The organism is Streptomyces chrestomyceticus JCM 4735 (assembly GCF_003865135.1).
Taxonomy (GTDB): domain Bacteria; phylum Actinomycetota; class Actinomycetes; order Streptomycetales; family Streptomycetaceae; genus Streptomyces; species Streptomyces chrestomyceticus.
Window position 1 is genome coordinate 1,160,469 of sequence record NZ_BHZC01000001.1, and the last position, 20,228, is coordinate 1,180,696.

Genomic DNA, 20,228 nt, shown 5'->3' on the forward strand with positions numbered 1-20,228 from the left:
TTGCGCCCTCCTGCCCGCCATCGGTGCGGTGACCTGCGGCTTCAGGAGTCGGGACGGGCTTTCAGCGGCCGAACCGTGACTGCAACTGCTCGGGGAGACGTTCGCCCTGGATCCGGATGCCGACCGCGGCCTCTTCGATCCGGTGGAGATCGCCGGTTGTCAGCTCGACGTCGAGTGCGCCCAGGTTCTCTTCCAGGCGGTGCAGCTTGGTGGTGCCGGGTATCGGCACGAACCACGGCTTCTGCGCCAGCACCCAGGCGAGAGCGATCTGCGCCGGCGTGGCTGCTTTGTCGTCGGCAATCTGCCGCAGCAGGTCGACCAGAACCTGATTGGCCTGCCGCGCTTCAGGGCTGAAGCGCGGAAGCAGGCGGCGGAGGTCATTGTCGGCCAGTGACGTACTGGAATCGATCTTGCCGGTCAATAATCCTTTGCCGAGCGGACTGTAGGGCACCAGACCGATACCCAGTTCCTCCAGGGTCGGAATGATGTCGGTTTCGTGCTCGCGCATCCAGAGCGAGTACTCACTTTGCAGTGCCGTCACCGGCTGCACGGCGTGGGCGCGGCGAATTGTCGCGGCACCGGCCTCGGACAGGCCGAAATGCTTCACCTTGCCTTCGGCGATCAGCTCCTTGACCGTGCCGGCCACGTCTTCAATGGGTACGTCGGGGTCGACGCGGTGCTGGTAGAGCAGGTCGATGCTGTCGGTTCGAAGACGCTTGAGCGATGCCTCGGTCACTCGGCGGATCTGCTCGGGCCTGCTGTCCACCCCGGACATCGGGGTCGGCCCGTGCTCGCCGTGCTTGATGCCGAACTTGGTGGCTATCACCACCTGGTCGCGGACCGGTGCCAGCGCCCGGCCGACCAAGTCCTCATTGGTGAACGGGCCGTAGACCTCGGCGGTGTCGAAGAACGTCACGCCGCGGTCGACGGCGGCCCGCAGCAGCTTCGTCATCTCGGCTGTGTCCTGTGGCTGACCGTAGAAGAAACTCATGCCCATGCAGCCGAGCCCGAGAGCCGAGACTTCGAGACCTTGCCCTAGTTTGCGGTGTCGCAAGAGAGATGCTCCTGGGATATCGATCGCCTGGCTCCCGCTTGTCCAGTGTTCAGCCGGGAGCAGGCGGAGAAGTTGGGCAGCCTTCCGGGACGCCGGCGAGACCCCGGTGGTGCAGGCATGCCCGCAACGCTATGGCCTTGGAGCGCACTCCAAGCAAGCGGAACAGGCAAGAGGGCCACGCGAGACGTCTGCGGCCGAGCGTCACGCTTCTGCGAACGTGCTCAGGGGCGGACGCTGCTGACCACGTCCGCCGCGCCGGACAGCCCGTTCTGGATGTCGGGCGCCAGGTTGCTGCCCGCCAGATAGAAGCCGAGCAGCATACAGACGAGGGCGTGCGTGAATTTCAGCCGTCCGCTGCGCAGGAAGACGACGGTCAGTACGACGAGCAGTACGACGACCGAGATCGAGACAGCCACGACATAACCTCCTCACCCCGCCGCCCGAACGGACGACAACGGCCGCCAGTGTGGCCCATTCCGCCCCTTTTCCCGTGTCTTCGCGGGTGCGCCATACAGGTGATCACTACGGGTCACCGGAAGGCGTGCCGGAATCCCCGGTCCGGGGCCGGGCGGGACAGCCGTGCGGGACCTTGGTCCGGGACCTTCGGCGGGCCGAACCGGCTTGCGCACCGCCTATATTCGTGGGATGAGCACATCGCCGGGGCGGCGCGCCCTTCGCCGCTGGATACCGAACCAGCACGGCGCCTGGGCCATGCTCGTCGTGCCCTTTCTGGCGGGGGCGTTTCTGGGCGGGTTCGACGGGTGGCACGCCCTTCTGCTGCCCGCGTGGCTGTTGGCCTATTGCGCGGCGTTCCACGCCCAGCAGTTCGTCCGGCTGCGCCGTCTGTCCCGTAATCCGCGGGCGCCGCGCCGCCATCTCGCGCCGCTCACCGGATTCGGCGCGGCATTCGCCGTATGCGCCGTACCGCTCGCGGTGGCGCATTCCTGGCTGCTGATCGCGGCCTTGTGCGCGGCGCCGTTCTTCGCGGTGAACCTCGGCTGTGCGTACCGCAACAGGGAACGCGCCACGGTCAACGGAATCGCGGCCGTGGTGCCCGCCTGCGGAATGCTGCTCGTCTCGTACCGGCTGGGCAGCGGCACCGTCGATTCCGGCGCCTGGCAGGCCGCCGCGGCCTGTCTGCTGTATTTCACCGGGACCGTGCTCTACGTGAAAACGATGATCCGTGAGCGCGGGAGCGAGACCTTCCGGGTGGCGTCGGCCGTCTATCACGGACTCGCGGTCCTGGCCGCCGTCTCGCTGGACCAGTGGCTGGCGGTGCCCTTCGTGCTGTTCTTCGTACGGGCGATGGCGCTGCCCGCGCGCCGGGTGCGGATCGCGGTGGTCGGTGCCGTGGAGGTGCTGTGCTCGGTGCTGCTGCTGGCCTTCATCGTGTGCGGCGGACTGCTTCCCGGCTGAGGGCGTACGGGCCGGGCTCCCCGCCGAGGCCCTACGGTCCGGGCTGCTCCGTCCTACCGGGCCGGCGCCTCCCCTCCCGTCACGCCGGTCTTCGCCTGCTTGATCTGGGCGTAGACGTGGGCGCGCAGCTCGGCGAAGCGCGGGGCGGAGCGGGTGGTGATCTGGTCACGGGCGGCCGGCAGGTCGATCGGGAGGTCCTCCTGGACGACGGTGGGCGCCGAGGACAGGACGATCACCCGCCGTCCCAGGTACACCGCCTCGTCGATGTCATGGGTGACCAGCAGCGTCGTCACTCCCAGCCGCTGCCACAGGGTGAGCAGCAGATCCTCCAGCTCCGCCCGGGTCTGCGCGTCGACGGCGGCGAACGGTTCGTCCATCAGGAGGACCTGCGGCTCGTACGCGATGGCGCGGGCGATGGCGACGCGCTGCTGCATGCCGCCGGAGAGCTGCCACGGGTGGGCCGCCGCGGCGCCCGCGAGGCCGACGGCGGACAGCGCCTCCTCGACCAGTTCGCGGCGGCGTGGCGCGGGCACCTTCTTCTCGCGCAGCGGGAGTTCGACGTTCTTGCGTACGGTCATCCAGGGGAAGAGGCTGCGCCCGTACTCCTGGAAGACGACGGCCATGCCGGGCGGCGGGCCGGTGACGCGGCGGCCCGCGACCCGCACCTCGCCGGTGGTCGGTGTCAGCAGCCCGGCGAGGCATTTGAGCAGGGTCGTCTTGCCGCAGCCGGACGGCCCCACGACACACACCAGGTCGCCGTCGGCCACCCGGAAGTCGATCTTCCGTAGCGCCTCGACGCCGCCGCGCCCCTCGTAGACCTTGCCCAGCCCGGTGATCTCAAGCATGCCGCCCCCGCTCCTCGCCGCGTGCCAAGTGCCACGCCAGTATGCGGCGTTCGACGGCCCGGAAGGCGACCGAGAGGCCGAATCCCAGCAGTCCGAGGACGACGATGCCGCTCCACATCTCCGGTATGGCGAAGCCGCGCTGGAAGAGGACGACGGTGTGGCCGAGGCCGGAGGTGCTGGCGAACATCTCCCCGATGACCATGAGGATGATGCCGATCGACAGGGCCTGCCGCAGGCCCGCCATGATCTGCGGGCTCGCGGCGGGCAGTACGAGATGGCGCAGCCGGGCGGCTCCGCGCAGCCCGAAGCAGCGGCCGGTGTCGTCCAGCACCTCGTCCACGGCGCGGACGCCCTCGACGGTGTTGAGCAGCACGGGCCACACACAGCCGGAGACGATGACCAGGACCTTCATCGCGGTGTCCAGTCCCGCGAGCAGCATGATGAGCGGGACGAGGACGGGTGGCGGTACGGCGCGGAAGAACTCCAGTACGGGTTCGGCGGCGGCCCGCAGGGTGCGCGAGGAGCCTATGGCGACGCCGAGGCCGATGCCCAGCAGGCCCGCGAGGGCGTAGCCGGTGAGCAGCCGGCCCACGCTGGGCAGGACGTCCTCGGTGATCCGCGCCGAGAACCACACCTCCGCGAAGGCGGTGGCGACCCGGCCGGGTGTCGGCAGGTAGAAGGTGGGGTTGGCGGAGCTGTAGGCCCACCAGCCGAGGATCAGCAGGACCGGCAGGCCCAGGACGCGCAGCAGGCGCAGGCCCGCGCGCCGCAGCGGGCCGGCAGGACGCTTGCGTGCCGTGCCGCCCCACCCTTTACGTGCCGTGCTCATCGCGCCGCCTCGCCCCGTACGGACGGGTGCCAGGCGAGCACCCGGCGCTCGACGGCCCGTACCGCCGTGTTGACAGTGATCCCGACCAGCCCGGTCAGCACGATCAGCGCGTAGACCTCGGTGACCGCGCCGCCGGACTGGGCGAGCTGGATGCGCAGCCCCAGCCCGGGGCTGCCGATGACCAGTTCGGCGGTCACCGCGAGGATGAAGGCCACCGCGGCGGCCAGGCGCACGCCGGTCAGCACGTACGGCAGGGCCGTCGGCCATACGAGGTGGCGCAGGTGGGCCCAGCGGCCGAAGCGGTAGCTGCGGGCGGTCTCGCGGGCGACCGGGTCCACGTCGGCGACGCCGTACAGCACCTGGATGAGCACCTGCCAGAAGGCGGCGTAGACGACGAGGAGGAGGGTGGAGCCGGTCTCGGCGCCGAAGAGGAGGGTGGCCAGCGGGATCAGGGCCACGGACGGGATGGGCCGCAGGAACTCGATGGTCGAGGCGGTGGCGGCGCGCAGCCCGGGTACGGCGTCGATGAGGACGCCGAGGGCGACGGCCAGGCAGCAGGCGATGGCGAGGCCCAGCGCCCAGGAGCGCAGGGTCTCGCCGAGAGCGGTCCACAGGGTCGCGTCGCCCAGTTCGGTGGCGAGGCGGCGCAGGATGGCGGTGGCGGGCGGCAGGTGGCGGGGGTCGACGAGGCCGAGCCGGGGCACCGCCTCGGCGACGGCGAAGAGGCAGGCCAGGCCCAGGAGGCCGAGGCCGGCGGCGCGCGGCGCGCTCATCGGCGCCCCGGCGCGCGCCCCCGCCCCGGCGCGCGCCCCTCGGCGGGTCACGGCAGCAGCGCGCCGACGTCGGCGGGCCGTGTGAGGACCCCGTCCTTGCGGGCGAAGTCGGCGATGGCCTGCACGGACGGGCGGTTGATCTCGGTCGGCCACTTCGGCAGCACGATCCGGCGGATCACCGCGGGCGGGATCTTGGTGTACTTGCCGAGTTCCTCGCGTACCGCCTCGGGGTGGGTACGGGCGTGCGCCAGCGCCTGATTGATGGCGGCGGTGAAACGCTTGACCAGGTCCGGTTTCTCGCGGAGCAGTTTCTCGCTGGTGAAGTACATGGCGACGGTGAGGTCGTCGGTGGCCTCGGCGAAGGGCCAGCACACCTCGTGGGCACCCTGGTCGATGGCCTGCGTCTGGAAGGGCTCCACGGTCCAGATGGCGTCCACCCGCCCGGCGGCGAGGGCGGCGGGCATGTCGGGGAGCGGGATCTCGGTGAACTCCAGCTTCTCGGGGTCGCCGCCGGCCCGGCGCACGGCGGCGCGGATCGTGGTGTCGCCGATGTTCTTCAACTGGTTGACGGCGATCTTGTGACCGGGCAGGTCCTTGGCCGACTTGATCGCGCTGCCCTTGGGCACGAGGACGGCGCTGTAGTCCTTGCCGGGCCCGGCCTGCCCGGTGGAGGCCACCCCGTTGGCCACGGCCTTCAGGGGCAGTCCCTGTTCACGGGCGGTGAGCAGGGTGGTGGTGTTGCTGAAGCCGAAGTCGAACTGGCCGCTGACGACGCCGGAGGAGCTGTACGCGCCGCCCTGGACCGTCGTGATCTTCGCGTCGATGCCCTGCTTGGCGAAGAAGCCGAGCGACCGCGCGAGGTGGACCGGTGCGGTGTCGACGATGGAGAGCGCGCCGATCTCGATGCTGTCCCGGCCGTCGCCGCCCGGCCCGGACCCGTCGTTCCCGCACGCTGTGAGGGTGAGGAGAAGTGCTGCTGCTGCCGCCGCGGCGGCCCGTAAGCGATACACGCGGGAACCGTAGGGGCGGGCGGTGCCGTCGTCAACGGTGCAGGGCCGACGGGACGGAAGGGAGCCGGCGGGGGCGGCACAGCGGAGACACGGAATACGGATCACGCCGGCGCGCGGGCGCGACGCCCGCCGGTGGTGCGATGTGTCACGTATCACGTCACGCACCGCAACGGAACACAGGTGGTTCGCGTCTTAGCGGCCGACATCCGCCGGACCGCTGCACAGAAAGCCCTTAGATGCCCCCTGCCCCCGTCCCGCACCACCGTCGCACGCCACGCCGTGCGCGGGCCGTGCTGGCCCTGGTGCCGCTGCTCGGCATCGGTGCGCTGACCGCCTGCGGAGGCCCCGCGGCGTCCGCGTCGAAAGGCGCTCCGGTACGGGTGTCGCTGAGCGCGGCGAACGGCGTGAAGACGGTGCAGGCCGGGGACAAACTGCAGGTCAGCGCGGAGGGCGGCCGTCTGGTCAAGGTCGTCGTGACCGACCCGAAGGGCCGCCGGCTGCCCGGCGGGCTGGGCGACGGCGGCCGGGTGTGGACCTCTCACGAGCCGACCGTCCCGGACACCAGGTACTCGGTCGCGGCCGAGGCCCGCAACGCGCAGGGCGGCACGAACACGGTCAAGGAGTCGCTGACCACCGCCCAGGCCGACCAACTGAACAAGCTCGTGCTGAACCCCGGCTCGCAGGGCGCCACCGTCGGCGTGGCGCAGCCCGTCTCGGTCACCTTCGACTTCCCGGTGACCGACAAGGCCGCCGTGGAGAAGCACCTGAAGGTCACCACCGACAACGGCACGGCCGGCGCGTGGGGCTGGGTCAAGGACTTCTCCGGCAAGGACCGGGTGGACTGGCGGCCGAAGGAGTACTGGCGGCCGGGCACCAAGGTCGGGCTGCGCGCCGATCTGAACGGCGTGGACTCCGGCGGCGGCCGCTACTTCGCCAAGGACTACGACCTGAACTTCACCATCGGCGACCGCCACGTGATCACGGTCGACCTGGACAGCAAGCAACTGACGTTCACCGAGAACGGAAAGGAGGTGAAGGACATCCCCTTCTCCGCCGGCAAGCCGGATCCGCGGCACTCCACCTGGACAGGCATCTTCCCGCTGATGGCGAAGGAGGGCACGATCATCATGGACTCCGGGACCGCGGGACCGGGCGACGCGGACGGAAGGACGGTCCGTGACGCCATGAAGCTCACCAGCTCCGGCACCTACGCGCACGCGGCGCCGTGGAACGCCGGCAAGGTGGGCCGGGTGAACGACAGTTCCGGCTGCATCGGCCTGACCGACGCCGACGCCGACTGGCTTTACTCCAAGGTCCGCGTCGGTGACCCGTTCGAGGTCATCGGTTCCTCCGAACGGGGGAAGGCGGCCGAGAACAACGGACTCGGGGACTGGATGGTCGACTGGCCCCAGTGGCAGAAGAAGAGCGCCCTTCCATCGAGCAGCTAACCCCTTACAGAGCCTAGTGTGACGGAATGAGCACCGTGCAGGACCAGGACCAAATAACGGCGTGGGCGCGTTTTCGCCGCCGCGTGCCCAACGGCTTCGCCATCTTCTTCAGCCTTCTGGGGCTGTTCTGCGCCGTCACGGCGCTGATCGGGCCGCTGCGACGCGCCCTGAAACCGGTCATCCAATGGCTGGACACCCTGACCATCGTGGTCGAACCGAACCTCGCGTACGCGGTCTTCCTCTCCTTGCTGGCCGCGGCGCTGACCGCGCGCAAACGCGTCGCCCTGTGGTTCGCCGTCGTCTACATGGTGCTGGTGACCCTGACCGACGCGGCCCTCGTGATCGACGGCTACCGGGAGTACTACTTCTCCCTGGTGCTGTGCACGGCCGCGCTGGTCCTGCTGCTGGTCGCGCACCGCGAGTTCTACGCGATCACCCGCCGCGGCGCGTTCTGGCGCGCCGCCGGGGTGCTGGTCGCGGGCCTGGTGGTCTCGATCCTCGTCGGCTGGGGCCTGGTGTCGCTGTTCCCGGGCAGCCTGGAGCGCGGCGCCGACAGCCGGCTGCTGTGGGCGGCCGACCGGGTCTGCGGCGGTCTGCTGAGCAACCACCAGTTCCACGGCCACCCGCCGCACTGGATCATCTTCCTGCTCGGTCTGTTCGGCGCGCTGGCGCTGCTGAACGCGGCCCGGGTGCTCTTCCGGTCGCAGCGCATGGAGGCCGCGCTCCACGGTGACGAGGAGACCCGTATCCGGGCGCTGCTGGCCCGTTACGGGGCCGGGACTCGCTCGGCTACTTCGCCACCCGCCGGGACAAGGCCGTGGTCTTCTCCCCCAGCGGCAAGGCCGCCGTCACCTACCGGGTGGAGGCCGGCGTCTGCCTGGCCAGTGGTGACCCGGTCGGTGACCGCGAGGCGTGGGGCCCGGCCATCGAGGAGTGGCTCAAGGTCGCCGGCCGCTACGGCTGGCAGCCCGCCGTCATGGGCGCCAGCGAGGACGGCGCCAAGGCGTTCGCGCGCAGCGGTCTGAGCGCGCTGCAGCTCGGCGACGAGGCGATCCTGCACGTCAAGGACTTCGACCTGGACGGCCGTGAGATGCGGGTGACCCGCCAGGCCGTCAACCGGGTCGAGCGCACCGGCGCCACCTTCCGGGTCCGCCGGCACTCCGAGCTGTCCGACGCGGAGATGCAGGAGGTCATCCACCGGGCGGACGCCTGGCGCGACACCGAGACCGAGCGCGGCTTCTCGATGGCGCTGGACCGGCTCGGCGACCCCGAGGACGGCGACTGCCTGCTGGCCGAGGCGTTCGACGGCGACGGCAACATGATGGCCCTGCTGTCGTTCGTGCCGTGGGGCAAGGACGGCATCTCGCTGGACGTGATGCGCCGCGACCGCAGCGCGCCCAACGGCGTGATGGAGTACATGGTCGCCCAGTTGTGCGCGCACGCCGGGCAGATCGGTGTGCGCCGGATCTCGCTGAACTTCGCGGTCTTCCGGTCCGCCTTCGAGGAGGGCGCCCGGATCGGCGCCGGTCCGGTGCTGAAGGTGTGGCGCAAGCTGCTGCTGTTCTTCTCCAAGTGGTGGCAGCTTGAGGCGCTGTACCGCTCCAACGCCAAGTACGCCCCCGAGTGGTACCCGCGTTTCCTGTGCTACGCGGACACCGGCGCCCTGGCCCGTATCGGCATGGCGTCCGGCATCGCCGAGGGCTTCGTGGCCGTACCGAGCCTGGGCAAGCTGTGGGGCAAGGGCCACAAGAAGCGGGTGCTGACCCCGGCGACCACCGCCCACCTGCCGTCGCTGGACGAGCTGGGCCTGGTCGAGCAGCCGCCGGCGACCGAGGAGGAGCTGCGCGAGCGGGAGCTGGCGGCGCTGCCGGAGCAGGTCCGCATCCGTCACCGCAAGCTGGAGCGGCTGCGTACGGAGGGCACCGACCCGTACCCGGTCGGTGTGCAGCGCACCCACACCCTGGGCAACGTCCGCGACGAGCACCCGGACCTGGAGGCCGGTACGCACACCGGCAAGGTCGTGCGGATCGCCGGCCGGGTGCTGCTCACCCGCGACCACGGCGGTGTGCTGTTCGCCGTGCTGCGCGACTGGTCGGGCGACCTCCAGATCGCGCTGACCCGCGAGGGCACCGGCGCCGAGGAGCTGGCGCGGTTCGCCGCCGACATCGACCTGGGCGACCACATCGAGGCCGAGGGCGAGGTCGGCGCGAGCGACCGCGGTGAGCTGACGGTCTTCGTCACCCACTGGCGGCTCACGGCGAAGTGTCTGCGTCCGCTGCCCGACAAGCGGCGCGGTCTGACCGACCCGGAGGCCAAGGTCCGCCAGCGCTACGTGGACCTGGTCGTCTCGCCGGACTCGCGGGACAACCTGCGGGCCCGCAGCACCGCGGTGCAGGCGCTGCGCCAGGGTCTGATCGAGCGCGGCTACCTCGAAGTCGAGACGCCGATGCTCCAGCAGATCCACGGTGGCGCCAACGCGCGTCCCTTCCAGACCCACATCAACGCCTACGACCTCGACCTGTACCTGCGCATCGCGCCCGAGCTGTACCTGAAGCGGCTGTGCGTGGGTGGTATGGAGAAGGTCTTCGAGATGGGACGCACGTTCCGTAACGAGGGCATTTCGTACAAGCACAACCCCGAGTTCACGATGCTGGAGGCGTACCAGGCGTTCGCCGACTACGACGTGATGCTCGACCTGACCCGCGAGCTGATCCAGGGCGCCGCGGTCTCCGCCTTCGGCAGCGCCACCGCCCGCAAGGCGGACGCGAACGGCAAGCTCGTCGAGCACGACATCTCGGGCATCTGGCCGGTCAAGACGGTGTACGGCGCGATCTCCGAGGCGCTCGGCGAAGAGGTCGACGCGGACACGAACCCGGATGTGCTGCGCCGTCTGTGCCAGCGGTCCGGGGTGCCGGTGAAGCCGGAGATGGGCCGCGGTGACGTCGTCCTGGAGATGTACGAGCGGCTGGTCGAGGAGAAGACCACGCTGCCCACCTTCTACAAGGACTTCCCCACCGACGTCTCGCCGCTGACCCGCCAGCACCGCAAGGACCCGCGGCTCGCCGAGCGCTGGGACCTGGTCGCCTTCGGCACGGAGCTGGGCACCGCCTACTCCGAGCTGACCGACCCGGTCGAGCAGCGGCGCCGGCTGACCGCCCAGTCGCTGCTGGCGGCGGGCGGCGACCCGGAGGCGATGGAGCTGGACGAGGACTTCCTCCAGGCCCTCGAATACGCCATGCCGCCGACCGGCGGTCTGGGGATCGGCGTGGACCGGCTGGTCATGTTCCTCACCGGCCTGTCGATCCGCGAGACGCTGCCGTTCCCGCTGGTACGGCGCCGGTAGGCACCTGACACGGAAGGGCCGCCCCCAGCCTGGGGGCGGCCCTTCGTCGTACGGCCGGTCAGCCTCCCAGCACCGCCGGGTTGGCGCAGTGCGCGAGCGGCTCGCCGCGCAGGAAGCGGGCGGCCTCGGCGGCGACGATACGGGCCGCCTTGTGCGCGACCTGGCGGCTGCCGCCCGCGATGTGCGGGGTCAGCACGACGCCGGGCGCGGCCAGCAGGCGGGAGCCCGCCGGGACCGGCTCCTCGGGGAAGACGTCGAAGCCGGCGCCCCTGAGCTGCCCGGACTCCAGCGCGTCGCAGACCGCGTCGTAGTCCACGAGGGCGCCGCGGGCGCAGTTGACCAGGACGGAGCCGTGCGGCATGGCGGCGAGCTGCGCGCGGCCGATCATGCCGCGGGTCTCGTCGGTGAGGCGGGCGTGCAGGGAGACGATGCGCGAGCGGTTCAGCAGGTCGTCCAGGCCGACCTGTTCGGCGATACCGGCCAGTGCCTCGGGGGCGGCGTACGGGTCGTGGACGAGGACGTGCGCGCCCATGGCGGCCAGCACCTTGGCGACCCGGCTGCCGATCGCCCCGTACCCGACCAGACCGACGGTGGTGCCCTCGATCTCGATGCCGCACTTGTCGTAGTCGTAATAGTCGCCGCGCCACACGCCTTGGCGCAGGTCGGTGTGGGTGTCGCCGACGCCGCGGGCGGCGGCGAGGAGCAGGGTGAGGGTGTGCTCGGCGGTGGCGGTGGCGTTGCGTCCGGGGGCGTAGCAGACGGCGACGCCGTGCCGGCTGGCGGCGTCCAGGTTGGCGTTGACCGGCCCGCCGCGGCCGACGCAGAACAGTTCCAGGTCGGGGCAGTGGGCGAGGATGCGCTCGGTGAGGGCGGCGTGTTCGGTGACGCAGATCCGGACGCCCTGGAGCGCCTCGATGAGCTGGTCCTCCGTACCGGACGCCTCGTCGACCTCGGCGACCTTGCCGAGCGGGGTGTGCGGCCAGGGCAGTCGCAGCTCCCGGATCTGTCCGGCGGTCACCGTGCCGCCGGTGGCCTCGGTGACCGCCTCGGTCAGCAGGCTCGGGAGGATGAAGTGGTTGCCGGCGGCGAGGACGGTGGGGCTGCTCATGGGGTCTTTCTCCTGGGTGGACTGGGGTGTACGGCGGCGGTGCACGGGTCAGCGCAGGGGCGTGGAGAGCGGTGCGGGCGTGGCGGGGGCGTTGAGGCGCAGCAGCGCGGCCTGGCCGTCCCGGAGGCGCAGTTCGGTCAGCGCGCCGTTGAGGAGCTGCGGGAAGACGCGCCGGTAGTCGGCGAGCGGGATGCCCAGCAGGTGGCACAGCAGGACGCGGACGAGGGTGGAGTGGGCGACGATCAGGACCCGGCCGTCCGGGTGGGCGCGGGCGATGTCGGCGAGGCAGTCGGCGGCGCGCAGGGCGGCGGCGCGGGGGTCCTCGCCCCCGGGCAGGTGGTGGCCGACCGGGTCGGCGAGGAACGCCGCCAGCTCGTCCGGGAAGCGCCGGCGCATCTCTGCCTTGGTCAGGCCCTCGCCGCGGCCGAAGTCCACCTCGTAGAGGCGTTCGTCGACGTGCGGGGAGAGACCGCAGGCCGCGGCGGCGGGCGCGGCGGTGCGCCGGGCGCGGGACAGCGGGGAGCACCAGACGGCGTCCAGGCGGGCGGTGGCGGCCCAGTCGGCGAGGGCCGCCGCCTGTTCCTCCCCGCGTCCGGTCAGGGCGACGTCGGTGAGTCCGGCGTAGCGGTTCTCGGCGTGCCATTCGGTCTCGCCGTGGCGTACGAGGATGAAGTCGGTCACGGTGCGGCCCTCCTGCGGGCGTGGTCGGCCACGGTCTGGTCGAGCCAGCCACGGCGGGTCAGTTCGTCGAGGAAGCGGAGGTAGGCGGGGAGCAGGCGGGCGGTGCGGGCCGGGTCGGGGGTGACGGGCGTGCCGGCGCGGACCATGGCGGCGGCGGCCTCCTGGAGGGTGACGCCGCCGGAGGTGGCGGCGAGCACGGCCATGCCGAGGGCGCCTTCGGCCTGTTCGGGCAGGTGGACGGGGCGGCCGAGCAGGTCGGCGCGGAGCTGCGACCAGTAGGCGTTGCGGGCGCCGCCGCCGGTGAAGGTGAGCGGCCCGTCGACGGGGGCGCCGAGGTGGTCGAGGTAGTCGAAGCAGAGGCGCTCGACGCAGGCGACGCCGAGCAGGCAGGCGTGGAACTCCTGGGCGCGGGTGGGGACGTCGCCGAGGGTGAACGGTTCGGCGTCCGGCGCGCGGAAGGGGAAGCGTTCGCCGCCCGCCGACACGAGGGGGTAGGTGACCGCGTCCCAGTCCCGGCCGTCGCGTACGGCCTGTGCGGTGAGCGCGTCGAGGTCGTCGCCGTTCTCGGGGGTGAAGTGCCGGGCGAGGACGCCCGCGCCGGAGCTGGAGGCGCCGCCGGGCAGCCAGTTCCCGTCCGGTCCGCGGTGGCAGTAGACGACGCCGTGCGGGTCGCGGATCAGGTGCGGGCTGGTGCCCTTGAGGACGAGGGTGGTGCCGAGCACGGAGTTCCAGGCGCCGGGGGCGAGGGCGCCGGCGCCGATCTGGGCGGCGCAGCCGTCGGTCGTCCCGGCGACGACGGTGGTGCCCTCGGGGATGCCGGTGGCCGCGGCGGCCGCCGCGCAGACCGTGCCGAGGACGGTTCCGGGCCGTACGACCTGCGGCAGGACGCGCTCGGGCACGCCGAGCCGGGTGAGTTCGGCGGACGGCCAGCGCTCCTCCGTGAGGTGGTAGCCGGTCTTGAGGGCGTGACTGGCGTCGGAGGGGACCTGGTGGCCGGTGAGCCGCCAGGTGATCAGGTCGGGCTGGTGCAGCAGCCGGGCCCGCTCGCCGAGGCCGGGGTCCTGGCGCAGCAGCCAGAGCAGTTTGGGCAGGGCCCAGGAGGGCTGCATGGTGCGGTAGCCGAGGTCCTGCCACACCGCTCCCCCGGCCTCGTTGACGGCCTCCGCCTGGTCGGCGGCGCGTCCGTCGTCGTACATGAGGCCGGGGGTGAGCGGGGTGCCGTCGGCGTCGGCGAGGAGGACCGTACCGGAGGTGGCGTCGAGCGCCAGGCCGCGCACCCGGGCCGGGTCGGTCCCGGCGAGGGCCGCGCGGCAGGCGGCGGACAGGGCGCTCCACCACTGCTCGGGGTCCTGCTCGTGGCGTCTGCCGTCCCGGTGGCTCGTCAGGGGCCGGGAGGCGGCGGCGAGCAGTTGTCCGGTCCCGTCGACGGCGACGCAGCGGGCGCTCTGCGTACCGAGGTCGAGGCCGAGCCAGACGGCGTCGGCGGTCAGGGCGTCAGACACGGTGGGGGGCTCCTCGGTCGGGGTGTCCGGGTGGTGCGGGTATCGGGTGCGGCGGGGCCGGTGGCCGGCCGGGGGCTTCGGGGACGCACTGCCGGCCGGCTCCGGGGCGCCAGCCCGCCTCGCGGGCGAGGTCGCGCCAGTGCAGGAAGTCCTCGTACAGCTCGGCGTACCGGGCGGTGCGCTCCGGGTCGGGCTCCCAGCTCGACCGCATCCGTACGTACTTGGTGGCGGCGCTGTGCATGCTGGACTCGGCTCCGGACAGCACCAGGCCGGTGAGGAAGGCGCCCTTGGCGCCGAGTTCGGTGTCGCCGGAGCGGGCGGTCGGTACGCCCGTCGCGTCCGCGATGAGCGCGCACCAGGCGTCGCTGTTGGCGCCGCCGCCGCACAGGCGCAGTTCGGTGACGTGGGTGCGGGAGGCGGTCAGCGAGTCGCGGAGGACGAGCGAGAGGCCGTCGAAGACCGCGCGGGCCAGGTCGGCGCGGGTGTGTTCCAGGGACAGGCCCCAGAATCCGCCGCGGGCGTGCCCGTCGAGGAACGGGGCCCGCTCGCCCGCCGGGGAGAGGTACGGCAGGAACATCAGGCCGTTCGCGACCGGCTCGGACTCGAAGGCCAGCCGGGACAGTTCCGGCGGTCCGGACAGGTGCAGCGTGCGGGCGGCCCAGCCGAGCACCTCGGCGCCGTTGAGGGTCGGGAAGGCGCGCAGGACGCGTTCCCGGCCTCGGTAGGCGATGGTGATGCCGGACGGTTCGCCGGTGGTGTCCACGGTCGTACGGACGATCTCGGTGCACAGGGTGGTGCCGAGGATGCTGCACGCCTGGCCGGGGTTGACCACGCCGACGCCGCGCGCGGTGGCGGCGATGTCGTACGGCGCCATGACGACCGGGAGGCCGGCCGGCAGCCCGAGTTGGCCGGCCGCCTCGGAGGTCATCTCGGCGATCCGCTCGTGCTCGCCGAGCACCCTGGGCAGCAGCCGCTCGTACGCCGCCAGGCCGAAGAGGTCGATCAGGTACGGGTCGTACGCGCCGGTGGCGTGGTCGAGGAAGGGCGCCGAGGCGTCCGACTCGTCGACGGCGGTGACGCCGGTCAGCCGCAGGAAGAGCCAGCCGGCGGCGGTGAGCGAGGCGTGCGAGCGGGCCAGCCGGTCCGGGTCGTGCGCGGCCAGCCATGCGAAGATCGCGTTGGGCATGCCGGCGCAGGTCAGCGAGCCGTTGCGGCGGAAGGCGGCCTCCAGGACGCCGTCCCGCTGCCACTGGCCGACGAGGTCGCCGGCCCGGCCGTCGGACCACAGGATCGCGGGACCGGTGGGACGGCCGCGCTCGTCGACGAGCCAGGCGCCGTCGCCCTGGGCGGTGAAGGAGACCAGCCATACGGGGTCGGCCGGGCCAGGGCGGCCGGCGAGTTCGGACAGGGCGTTGCGGACGGTGAAGACGACGGCGTTCCAGACGGCGTCCATGTCCTGCTCGGCCCGGCCCGGGTGGGGGCGGAGCACTTCGGTGGCGAGGCGGGAGACCGCGATCTCGCGGCCCCGGTCGTCGAAGACCACGGACTTGATCATCGTGGTGCCGACGTCGACGGTCAGTACGGACATCAGATGCGTCCTCTCACGCCGGTGCGGAGGCGGACGGCGCGGCGGGCGCGGTGGCGGTGGCGGCCGTCCGGTCCGGCGCCGTGCCCGGCTCGTCCGGCAGCTTCAGGAAGACGGTGAGCACGGTACTGACCGCGTACATCCCCGCGAAGATCCAGACCACCCCTTCGACGCCGAGCGGTCCGGCGAAGACCGCGACGACGGCCGGTCCGACGAAGGTGCTGGCGCCCGCGCCCAGGTTGAGCGCCGCCAGTGCCTGGCCCTTGTGGCGCGGCTCCAGCGAGGGCATCAGTGCCGAAATCGGGACGTATCCCGCCAGCGTAGCGCCGTAGAACGCGGCGACCGCGAGGGCCAGGCCGAAGTTGGCGCCCGCCGCCTGCGGTACGTAGAACAGCAGCAGGGTGCTGACGGTGCAGCCCGCGCCGCCGCACCAGGCGATGGTCCGGCGCCAGCCGAACCGGTCGCCGATCATCCCGCACAGCAGATTCGCGACGATGTTGGTCGCGAACATCGCGCTGAGCAGGTGCAGCCACTGGGTGAGGCTGAAGCCGACGGTCCGGGTGAAGTGCACCGGCAGGATGACGAAGAACCCGAACTGCGAGGCCGTGTTGACGGTCCGTACGAGCGCGCCGGTGCCGACCCGGGGGTTGCGCCACAGGATCGTGACGCTGCCGATCAGGGTGGCCAGCGGGCCGTCGCCCTCGGAGCGCGGCCTGGGACCGCCGCGGTCGTCGCGGACCGGCAGCAGCGCGATCAGACCGCCGGCGGCGACCAGCACGAGGGCGGCCCACAGGGTGGCGTACGCGCCGATGTGCGGGATCAGACCACTGGCGACCAGCGAACCGAGGGTGGGCAGGCCGCCGGTGAAGGCGAACCAGAACCAGCCCATGGCGGTGCTGAGCCGCGCCCGCGGCGCGACCCCGGCGATCCAGACGAGGAACCCGTACGCGAACAGCGGATAGCCCAGGCCGCGCAGGCCGTAGCCCAGCATCATCAGGGGGTAGCTGCCCAGCGGGACGGCCACGGCGAGGAAGACGGCCTGGAAGGCGCCCCAGACGGCCAGGCCCGTCCACATGACGCGGCGCGGCCCCCACAGTTCGGACAGCACGCCGGAGAGCCAGGCGGCGACGCCCGCCGCGATGCCGTAGACGGTGAACAGCAGCGCCACCCGGGGCTCCGGTATCCCCTGGTCGATCAGGTACGGCGAGAGGTAGCCGGACTCGACACCGTCGCCGATCATGAACAGCAGCAGACCCAGGTAGCCCCAGGCCAGGGTCGGCGGGAGGCCCAGGCGGACGGCCGCCCGGGTGATCGGCGGACGCGGGAGAGGGTTCGGGAGAGGGTTCTTCATCGAATCTCCCCTTTCTACGGCGGCAGGCGGTGGCAGGGGGCCTGCGAAGCGGACGAGCCGATGCAACAGTCCGGCCGAAACCAGCGTCAATGGTGGCCGGAAATCTTCGCACCGGGCCGGTGGCCTGCCGTGTTGTGTCCTGCCGGAGCCGCCGGTGCGGGCCGTGCCCACCGCGCGCGCCACGTTAAATCCGTGCGAACATAACGCGGCGAATTCACACGGCGTACGGTGTGCGCCGTGCGCCACGGCCCCGTGCGCCACGGCACCCGTACGTCCGTCCCGTCCGGCCGTCCCGTACGGCCAGGAAGTGAGCACCATGGACCGGCTCGAAGCCCAGGAGGAGCGGCGCCGCCGCCTGCGGGAGACCGTCATCGCCCGCGGCTTCGTCCGCACCGCGGACCTGGCCGAGGAGTACGGCATCAGCCTGATGACCGCCCATCGCGACCTGGACGCCCTCCAGGCGCAGGGCTGGCTGCGCAAGGTGCGCGGCGGGGCGACCGGCCTGCCGTCGGCGCAGTTCCACGGGAGCGTGGCCGACCGGATGGCGGTGATGGCACCGGCCAAGCAGGCCCTGGCGCGGGCCGCGGCGACCCTGCTCGTGCCCGGCCAGACCGTCATGCTCGACGACAGCACCACCTGCCTCCTGCTGGCGCACCGGTTCGCGGAGCACACGCCGCTGACCGTCGTCACCAACTCGCTGCCGGCCGTCACCACACTCGCCAAGGAGCCCGGCATCTCGCTGATCACGCTGGGCGGCGCCTACTTCCCGGCGTACGACGCGTTCATGGGCCCGCACACGGCGGACTCGGTACGGGCCTTCCGCGCCGATGTGCTGTTCCTGTCGACCACCGCCGTCACCAACGGCCGCTGCTACCACACCTCGCCGGAGACGGTGCAGGTCAAGCGGGCGATGATGGAGAGCGCGGCGCGGCGGGTGCTGGTCGCCGACCACACCAAGTTCACCAAGGGCGGCCTGTACGCGCTGGCGCCGCTGACCGACTTCGACCTGCTGATCGTGGACGACGGGCTGCCCGCGGCCGAGATCCGGGCCGTACGGGCCGGGGGCACCGAGGTGATGGTGGTACCGCGGCCCTGAGGGCACGGGTGAGCGGCGCCCGGACCGGCGGGTACCGCCTCCGGGTCAGCACGTGCGGTCGAGCACGTCGGCGGCCTCGCGTACGGACACCGCCCACGGCCGGTCCGGCCCCACGGTCGGCTCCAGGGCGTCCAGGAGGCGGACACCGGCCTCGGCGGCGGGGCGCCGGGTGCCTACGTGGACGGCCTGGCGCAGGGCGACGGCGAGCGAACCGTGCAGCAGGCGCAGCGTCCTGGCCTGCCGGAGCGCGGTGAACGCGGCCTGGGTGCCGAACGGGACGATGTCCTGGTTGTGCCAGTTGGTGGGGACGCTCTGCATGGCGGCGGGGGTGGCGGCCCGGCGCATCGCGACGACCAGGGAGGTCGCGGCGAGCTGGATGCCCTGGACGCCGTGGTCGCGTCCGGGGTCCTCGGCGAGCATCGGGTTGAGGCCGCCGTTGCGGCGCGGGTCGATCAGCAGGTCGAGCTGGCGTTCGGCGAGGTTGGCGAGCTGGGCGGCGGTGATGGACATCAGGTCGGCGGCGAAGGCGACCTGCTGGCCGAAGAAGTTGCCGCCGTGGGCGACCACGTCGCGCTCGGGGAAGAAGAGCGGATTGTCGCTGATGCCGTTGAGGTCGTCGGTGACGACCTGGCGGGCGTGGCGCAGGCTGGTCGCCGCGGCACCGAGGATGTGCGGCGCGCAGCGCAGCGTGTAGGGCTCCTGGAGGGCGCGGGTGCCGCTCGGCTCGTGGCCGACGAGTTGTTTGCGCAGGTCGTCGGCGCGTTCGGCGGTGTCCTCGTGGCCCAGTGCCTCGAAGATCTCGGGGGCCGTGAAGTCGGGGCGGCAGCCGAGGACGCCGGCGAGCAGGGCGGTCAGCGCGGTGCCGGCGGCCACCGAGCGGTGCAGTTGGGCGAGCGCCAGGCCGGCGCCGGCCGCGGTCACGGAGGTGCCGTTGACCAGGCCGAGCGCGTCCCGGCCGGTCAGTTCCACGGGCCGCAGCCCGGCTTCGGCGAGGGCCCGGGCGGCGGGCATCCGGGTGGTGCCGAGGTAGGCGTCGCCGCGTCCCTGGAGGGACCGGATGGCGTGCGCCAGGGGCGCGAGGTCGCCGCTGGCGCCGACCGATCCGTACTCGGGCATCACCGGCGCGAAGGACGTGCCGAGCATCGCCACGAGGGCGTCCACGGCGGGGGGCGCCACGCCGGAGTGGCCTCTGGCCAGGCTCCACAGGCGGGTGAGCAGGGTGGCTCTGGCGACCGGCGGTTCCAGGTCGGGGCCCTGGCCGACTTCGAGGTGGGTGAGCACGTTCTCGCACTGGTCCGCGCCCTCGTCCTGGCCCGCGTAGACCACGAGGGGGCCGAAGCCGGTGGTGGTGCCGTAGATCTCGCGGCCCTTGTCGAGGCAGGTGCCGAGGTAGTCGTGGCAGCGGGCGACGGCCGCGCGGGAGGCGTCATCGAGCCGTACGGTGACGGGTCCGGCGGCGGATTCGAGTGTCTCGGGGGTCAGGACCGAGGGGAACCGCAGCTCGGCCGTGGGGGGCCGCATGGTGGTGGGCATCGCTTTCCTTGAGGGGGATGGCGGCGTGGACGCGGTGGGGGGACGCGGCCACGGTGACGGACGAGGGCGGGGCGGCCGGGTACGGGCGGTCAGGTCCGGCCGGTGGTGAACAGGTGGGCCCAGGCCGTGCCGGGCGACCGCGGGCTGTCGCCGGGGTCGGCGGCGATGGCCAGGGCCTGGTCGGTGTCGCCCGTGGCGATGAGGCGCGCGGCGGTGGTGCGGGCCGCGGCCAGTGGGTCGCCGATGGCGAGGGTGGCGACGAGCGGGCCGGTCAGGCCCCATACGGTGCTCAGGTGGCCGAGCGCCGTGGAGGGCACGTTCTGGAACAGCAGGGGTTTGGGCACCTGCCGCTGTCCGGCCACCGCGTCGTCGATGGCGGTCTGGGTGACCACGTCGCCACGGGTGGCCGCGAGGACGAGCGCGGTGCGCGCGCCGAGCGCCGGGGGCAGCGGGGGCGTGCCGTACCGGTCGGCGAGGCAGCGTTCGCCGACGGCCACCAGCAGGGGCGCGAAGGCGGACGTGTCGAAGCGCGGGACCTCCGGGAGGCGTGCCGTCGGGTCGTCCGGCGGCGGCCACTGGGCGAGGGTCTCGACGATCAGTTCCATGGCGTCCTCATCGGGCTCTTCCCGCACGGGTGGCGTCGTACGGCACGGG

The 20,228-nt window shown here is 72.4% G+C and carries 16 protein-coding genes and 1 pseudogene; 4 read left to right on the forward strand and 13 right to left on the reverse strand.

Translation table 11 applies throughout. The features are described from left to right. Positions 1–61: 61 nt before the first annotated feature. Both EJG53_RS04715 and EJG53_RS04720 read right to left on the reverse strand, forming a co-directional pair. A complete protein-coding gene (locus EJG53_RS04715) occupies positions 62–1,054 on the reverse strand; it encodes an aldo/keto reductase (protein ID WP_125043734.1) in 993 nt (330 codons plus the stop codon). 221 nt (positions 1,055–1,275) lie between these two features. After that, positions 1,276–1,470, reverse strand: coding sequence for a hypothetical protein (locus EJG53_RS04720; protein WP_030023303.1), 195 nt, complete (start codon positions 1,468–1,470; stop codon positions 1,276–1,278). A gap of 229 nt (positions 1,471–1,699) precedes the next feature. On the opposite strand from EJG53_RS04720, the gene EJG53_RS04725 reads away from it, so the two are divergent. Then, complete coding sequence (locus tag EJG53_RS04725; protein WP_125043736.1) at positions 1,700–2,470, forward strand: YwiC-like family protein; 771 nt, start codon at positions 1,700–1,702, stop codon at positions 2,468–2,470. A 53-nt stretch (positions 2,471–2,523) separates the two neighbouring features. Here EJG53_RS04725 and EJG53_RS04730 read toward each other — a convergent pair whose 3' ends face one another. From EJG53_RS04730 to EJG53_RS04745, 4 genes are read right to left on the reverse strand one after another with little or no spacing between them, the layout of a single operon-like run. Then, complete coding sequence (locus EJG53_RS04730) at positions 2,524–3,315, reverse strand: ABC transporter ATP-binding protein (RefSeq protein WP_125043737.1); 792 nt, start codon at positions 3,313–3,315, stop codon at positions 2,524–2,526. Beyond that, positions 3,308–4,144 (reverse strand): ABC transporter permease, encoded by an 837-nt coding sequence (locus tag EJG53_RS04735; RefSeq protein WP_244954980.1) that lies wholly within the window; start codon positions 4,142–4,144, stop codon positions 3,308–3,310. Before EJG53_RS04735 ends, EJG53_RS04730 begins: the two co-directional genes overlap by 8 nt. Beyond that, positions 4,141–4,917, reverse strand: a complete 777-nt coding sequence (locus EJG53_RS04740) for an ABC transporter permease (protein WP_125043739.1) — start codon at positions 4,915–4,917, stop codon at positions 4,141–4,143. Before EJG53_RS04740 ends, EJG53_RS04735 begins: the two co-directional genes overlap by 4 nt. Positions 4,918–4,964: 47 nt before the next feature. Then, entirely contained in the window at positions 4,965–5,927 is a 963-nt protein-coding gene (locus EJG53_RS04745) for an ABC transporter substrate-binding protein (protein WP_125043741.1), read from the reverse strand. Positions 5,928–6,163: 236 nt separating this feature from the next. Here EJG53_RS04745 and EJG53_RS04750 point away from each other — a divergent pair, with 236 nt between their 5' ends. Then, positions 6,164–7,375 carry a L,D-transpeptidase gene (locus EJG53_RS04750; RefSeq protein WP_125043744.1) on the forward strand — a complete coding sequence of 404 codons (1,212 nt, stop codon included), beginning with the start codon at positions 6,164–6,166 and terminating at the stop codon, positions 7,373–7,375. Between the two features lie 26 nt (positions 7,376–7,401). Further along, positions 7,402–10,718: pseudogene (gene lysX, locus EJG53_RS04755) on the forward strand (bifunctional lysylphosphatidylglycerol synthetase/lysine--tRNA ligase LysX). Between the two features lie 58 nt (positions 10,719–10,776). Here lysX and EJG53_RS04760 read toward each other — a convergent pair. From EJG53_RS04760 to EJG53_RS04780, 5 genes are read right to left on the reverse strand one after another with little or no spacing between them, the layout of a single operon-like run. Continuing rightward, positions 10,777–11,826 carry a 2-hydroxyacid dehydrogenase gene (locus EJG53_RS04760; RefSeq protein ID WP_125043745.1) on the reverse strand — a complete coding sequence of 350 codons (1,050 nt, stop codon included), beginning with the start codon at positions 11,824–11,826 and terminating at the stop codon, positions 10,777–10,779. A 48-nt stretch (positions 11,827–11,874) separates the two neighbouring features. After that, entirely contained in the window at positions 11,875–12,507 is a 633-nt protein-coding gene (locus tag EJG53_RS04765) for a histidine phosphatase family protein (RefSeq protein ID WP_125043747.1), read from the reverse strand. After that, complete coding sequence (locus tag EJG53_RS04770) at positions 12,504–14,009, reverse strand: FGGY-family carbohydrate kinase (protein WP_125043748.1); 1,506 nt, start codon at positions 14,007–14,009, stop codon at positions 12,504–12,506. Before EJG53_RS04770 ends, EJG53_RS04765 begins: the two co-directional genes overlap by 4 nt. Further along, complete coding sequence (locus tag EJG53_RS04775) at positions 14,002–15,597, reverse strand: FGGY-family carbohydrate kinase (protein WP_244954981.1); 1,596 nt, start codon at positions 15,595–15,597, stop codon at positions 14,002–14,004. The genes EJG53_RS04770 and EJG53_RS04775 overlap by 8 nt, the downstream gene beginning before the upstream one ends. 13 nt (positions 15,598–15,610) lie before the next feature. Further along, complete coding sequence (locus EJG53_RS04780) at positions 15,611–16,945, reverse strand: MFS transporter (protein ID WP_125043750.1); 1,335 nt, start codon at positions 16,943–16,945, stop codon at positions 15,611–15,613. 316 nt (positions 16,946–17,261) lie between these two features. Between EJG53_RS04780 and EJG53_RS04785 the strand changes: the two genes are divergently transcribed. After that, positions 17,262–18,041, forward strand: coding sequence for a DeoR/GlpR family DNA-binding transcription regulator (locus EJG53_RS04785; protein ID WP_125049159.1), 780 nt, complete (start codon positions 17,262–17,264; stop codon positions 18,039–18,041). 45 nt (positions 18,042–18,086) lie between these two features. On the opposite strand, the gene EJG53_RS04790 is transcribed toward EJG53_RS04785, so the two are convergent. Further along, the gene (locus EJG53_RS04790; protein WP_125043752.1) at positions 18,087–19,574 is read right to left on the reverse strand and encodes an aromatic amino acid ammonia-lyase; all 1,488 of its coding nucleotides are present in this window, start codon (positions 19,572–19,574) and stop codon (positions 18,087–18,089) included. Positions 19,575–19,663: 89 nt separating this feature from the next. Beyond that, positions 19,664–20,206 (reverse strand): hypothetical protein, encoded by a 543-nt coding sequence (locus EJG53_RS04795; protein ID WP_125043754.1) that lies wholly within the window; start codon positions 20,204–20,206, stop codon positions 19,664–19,666. Positions 20,207–20,228: the final 22 nt, after the last annotated feature.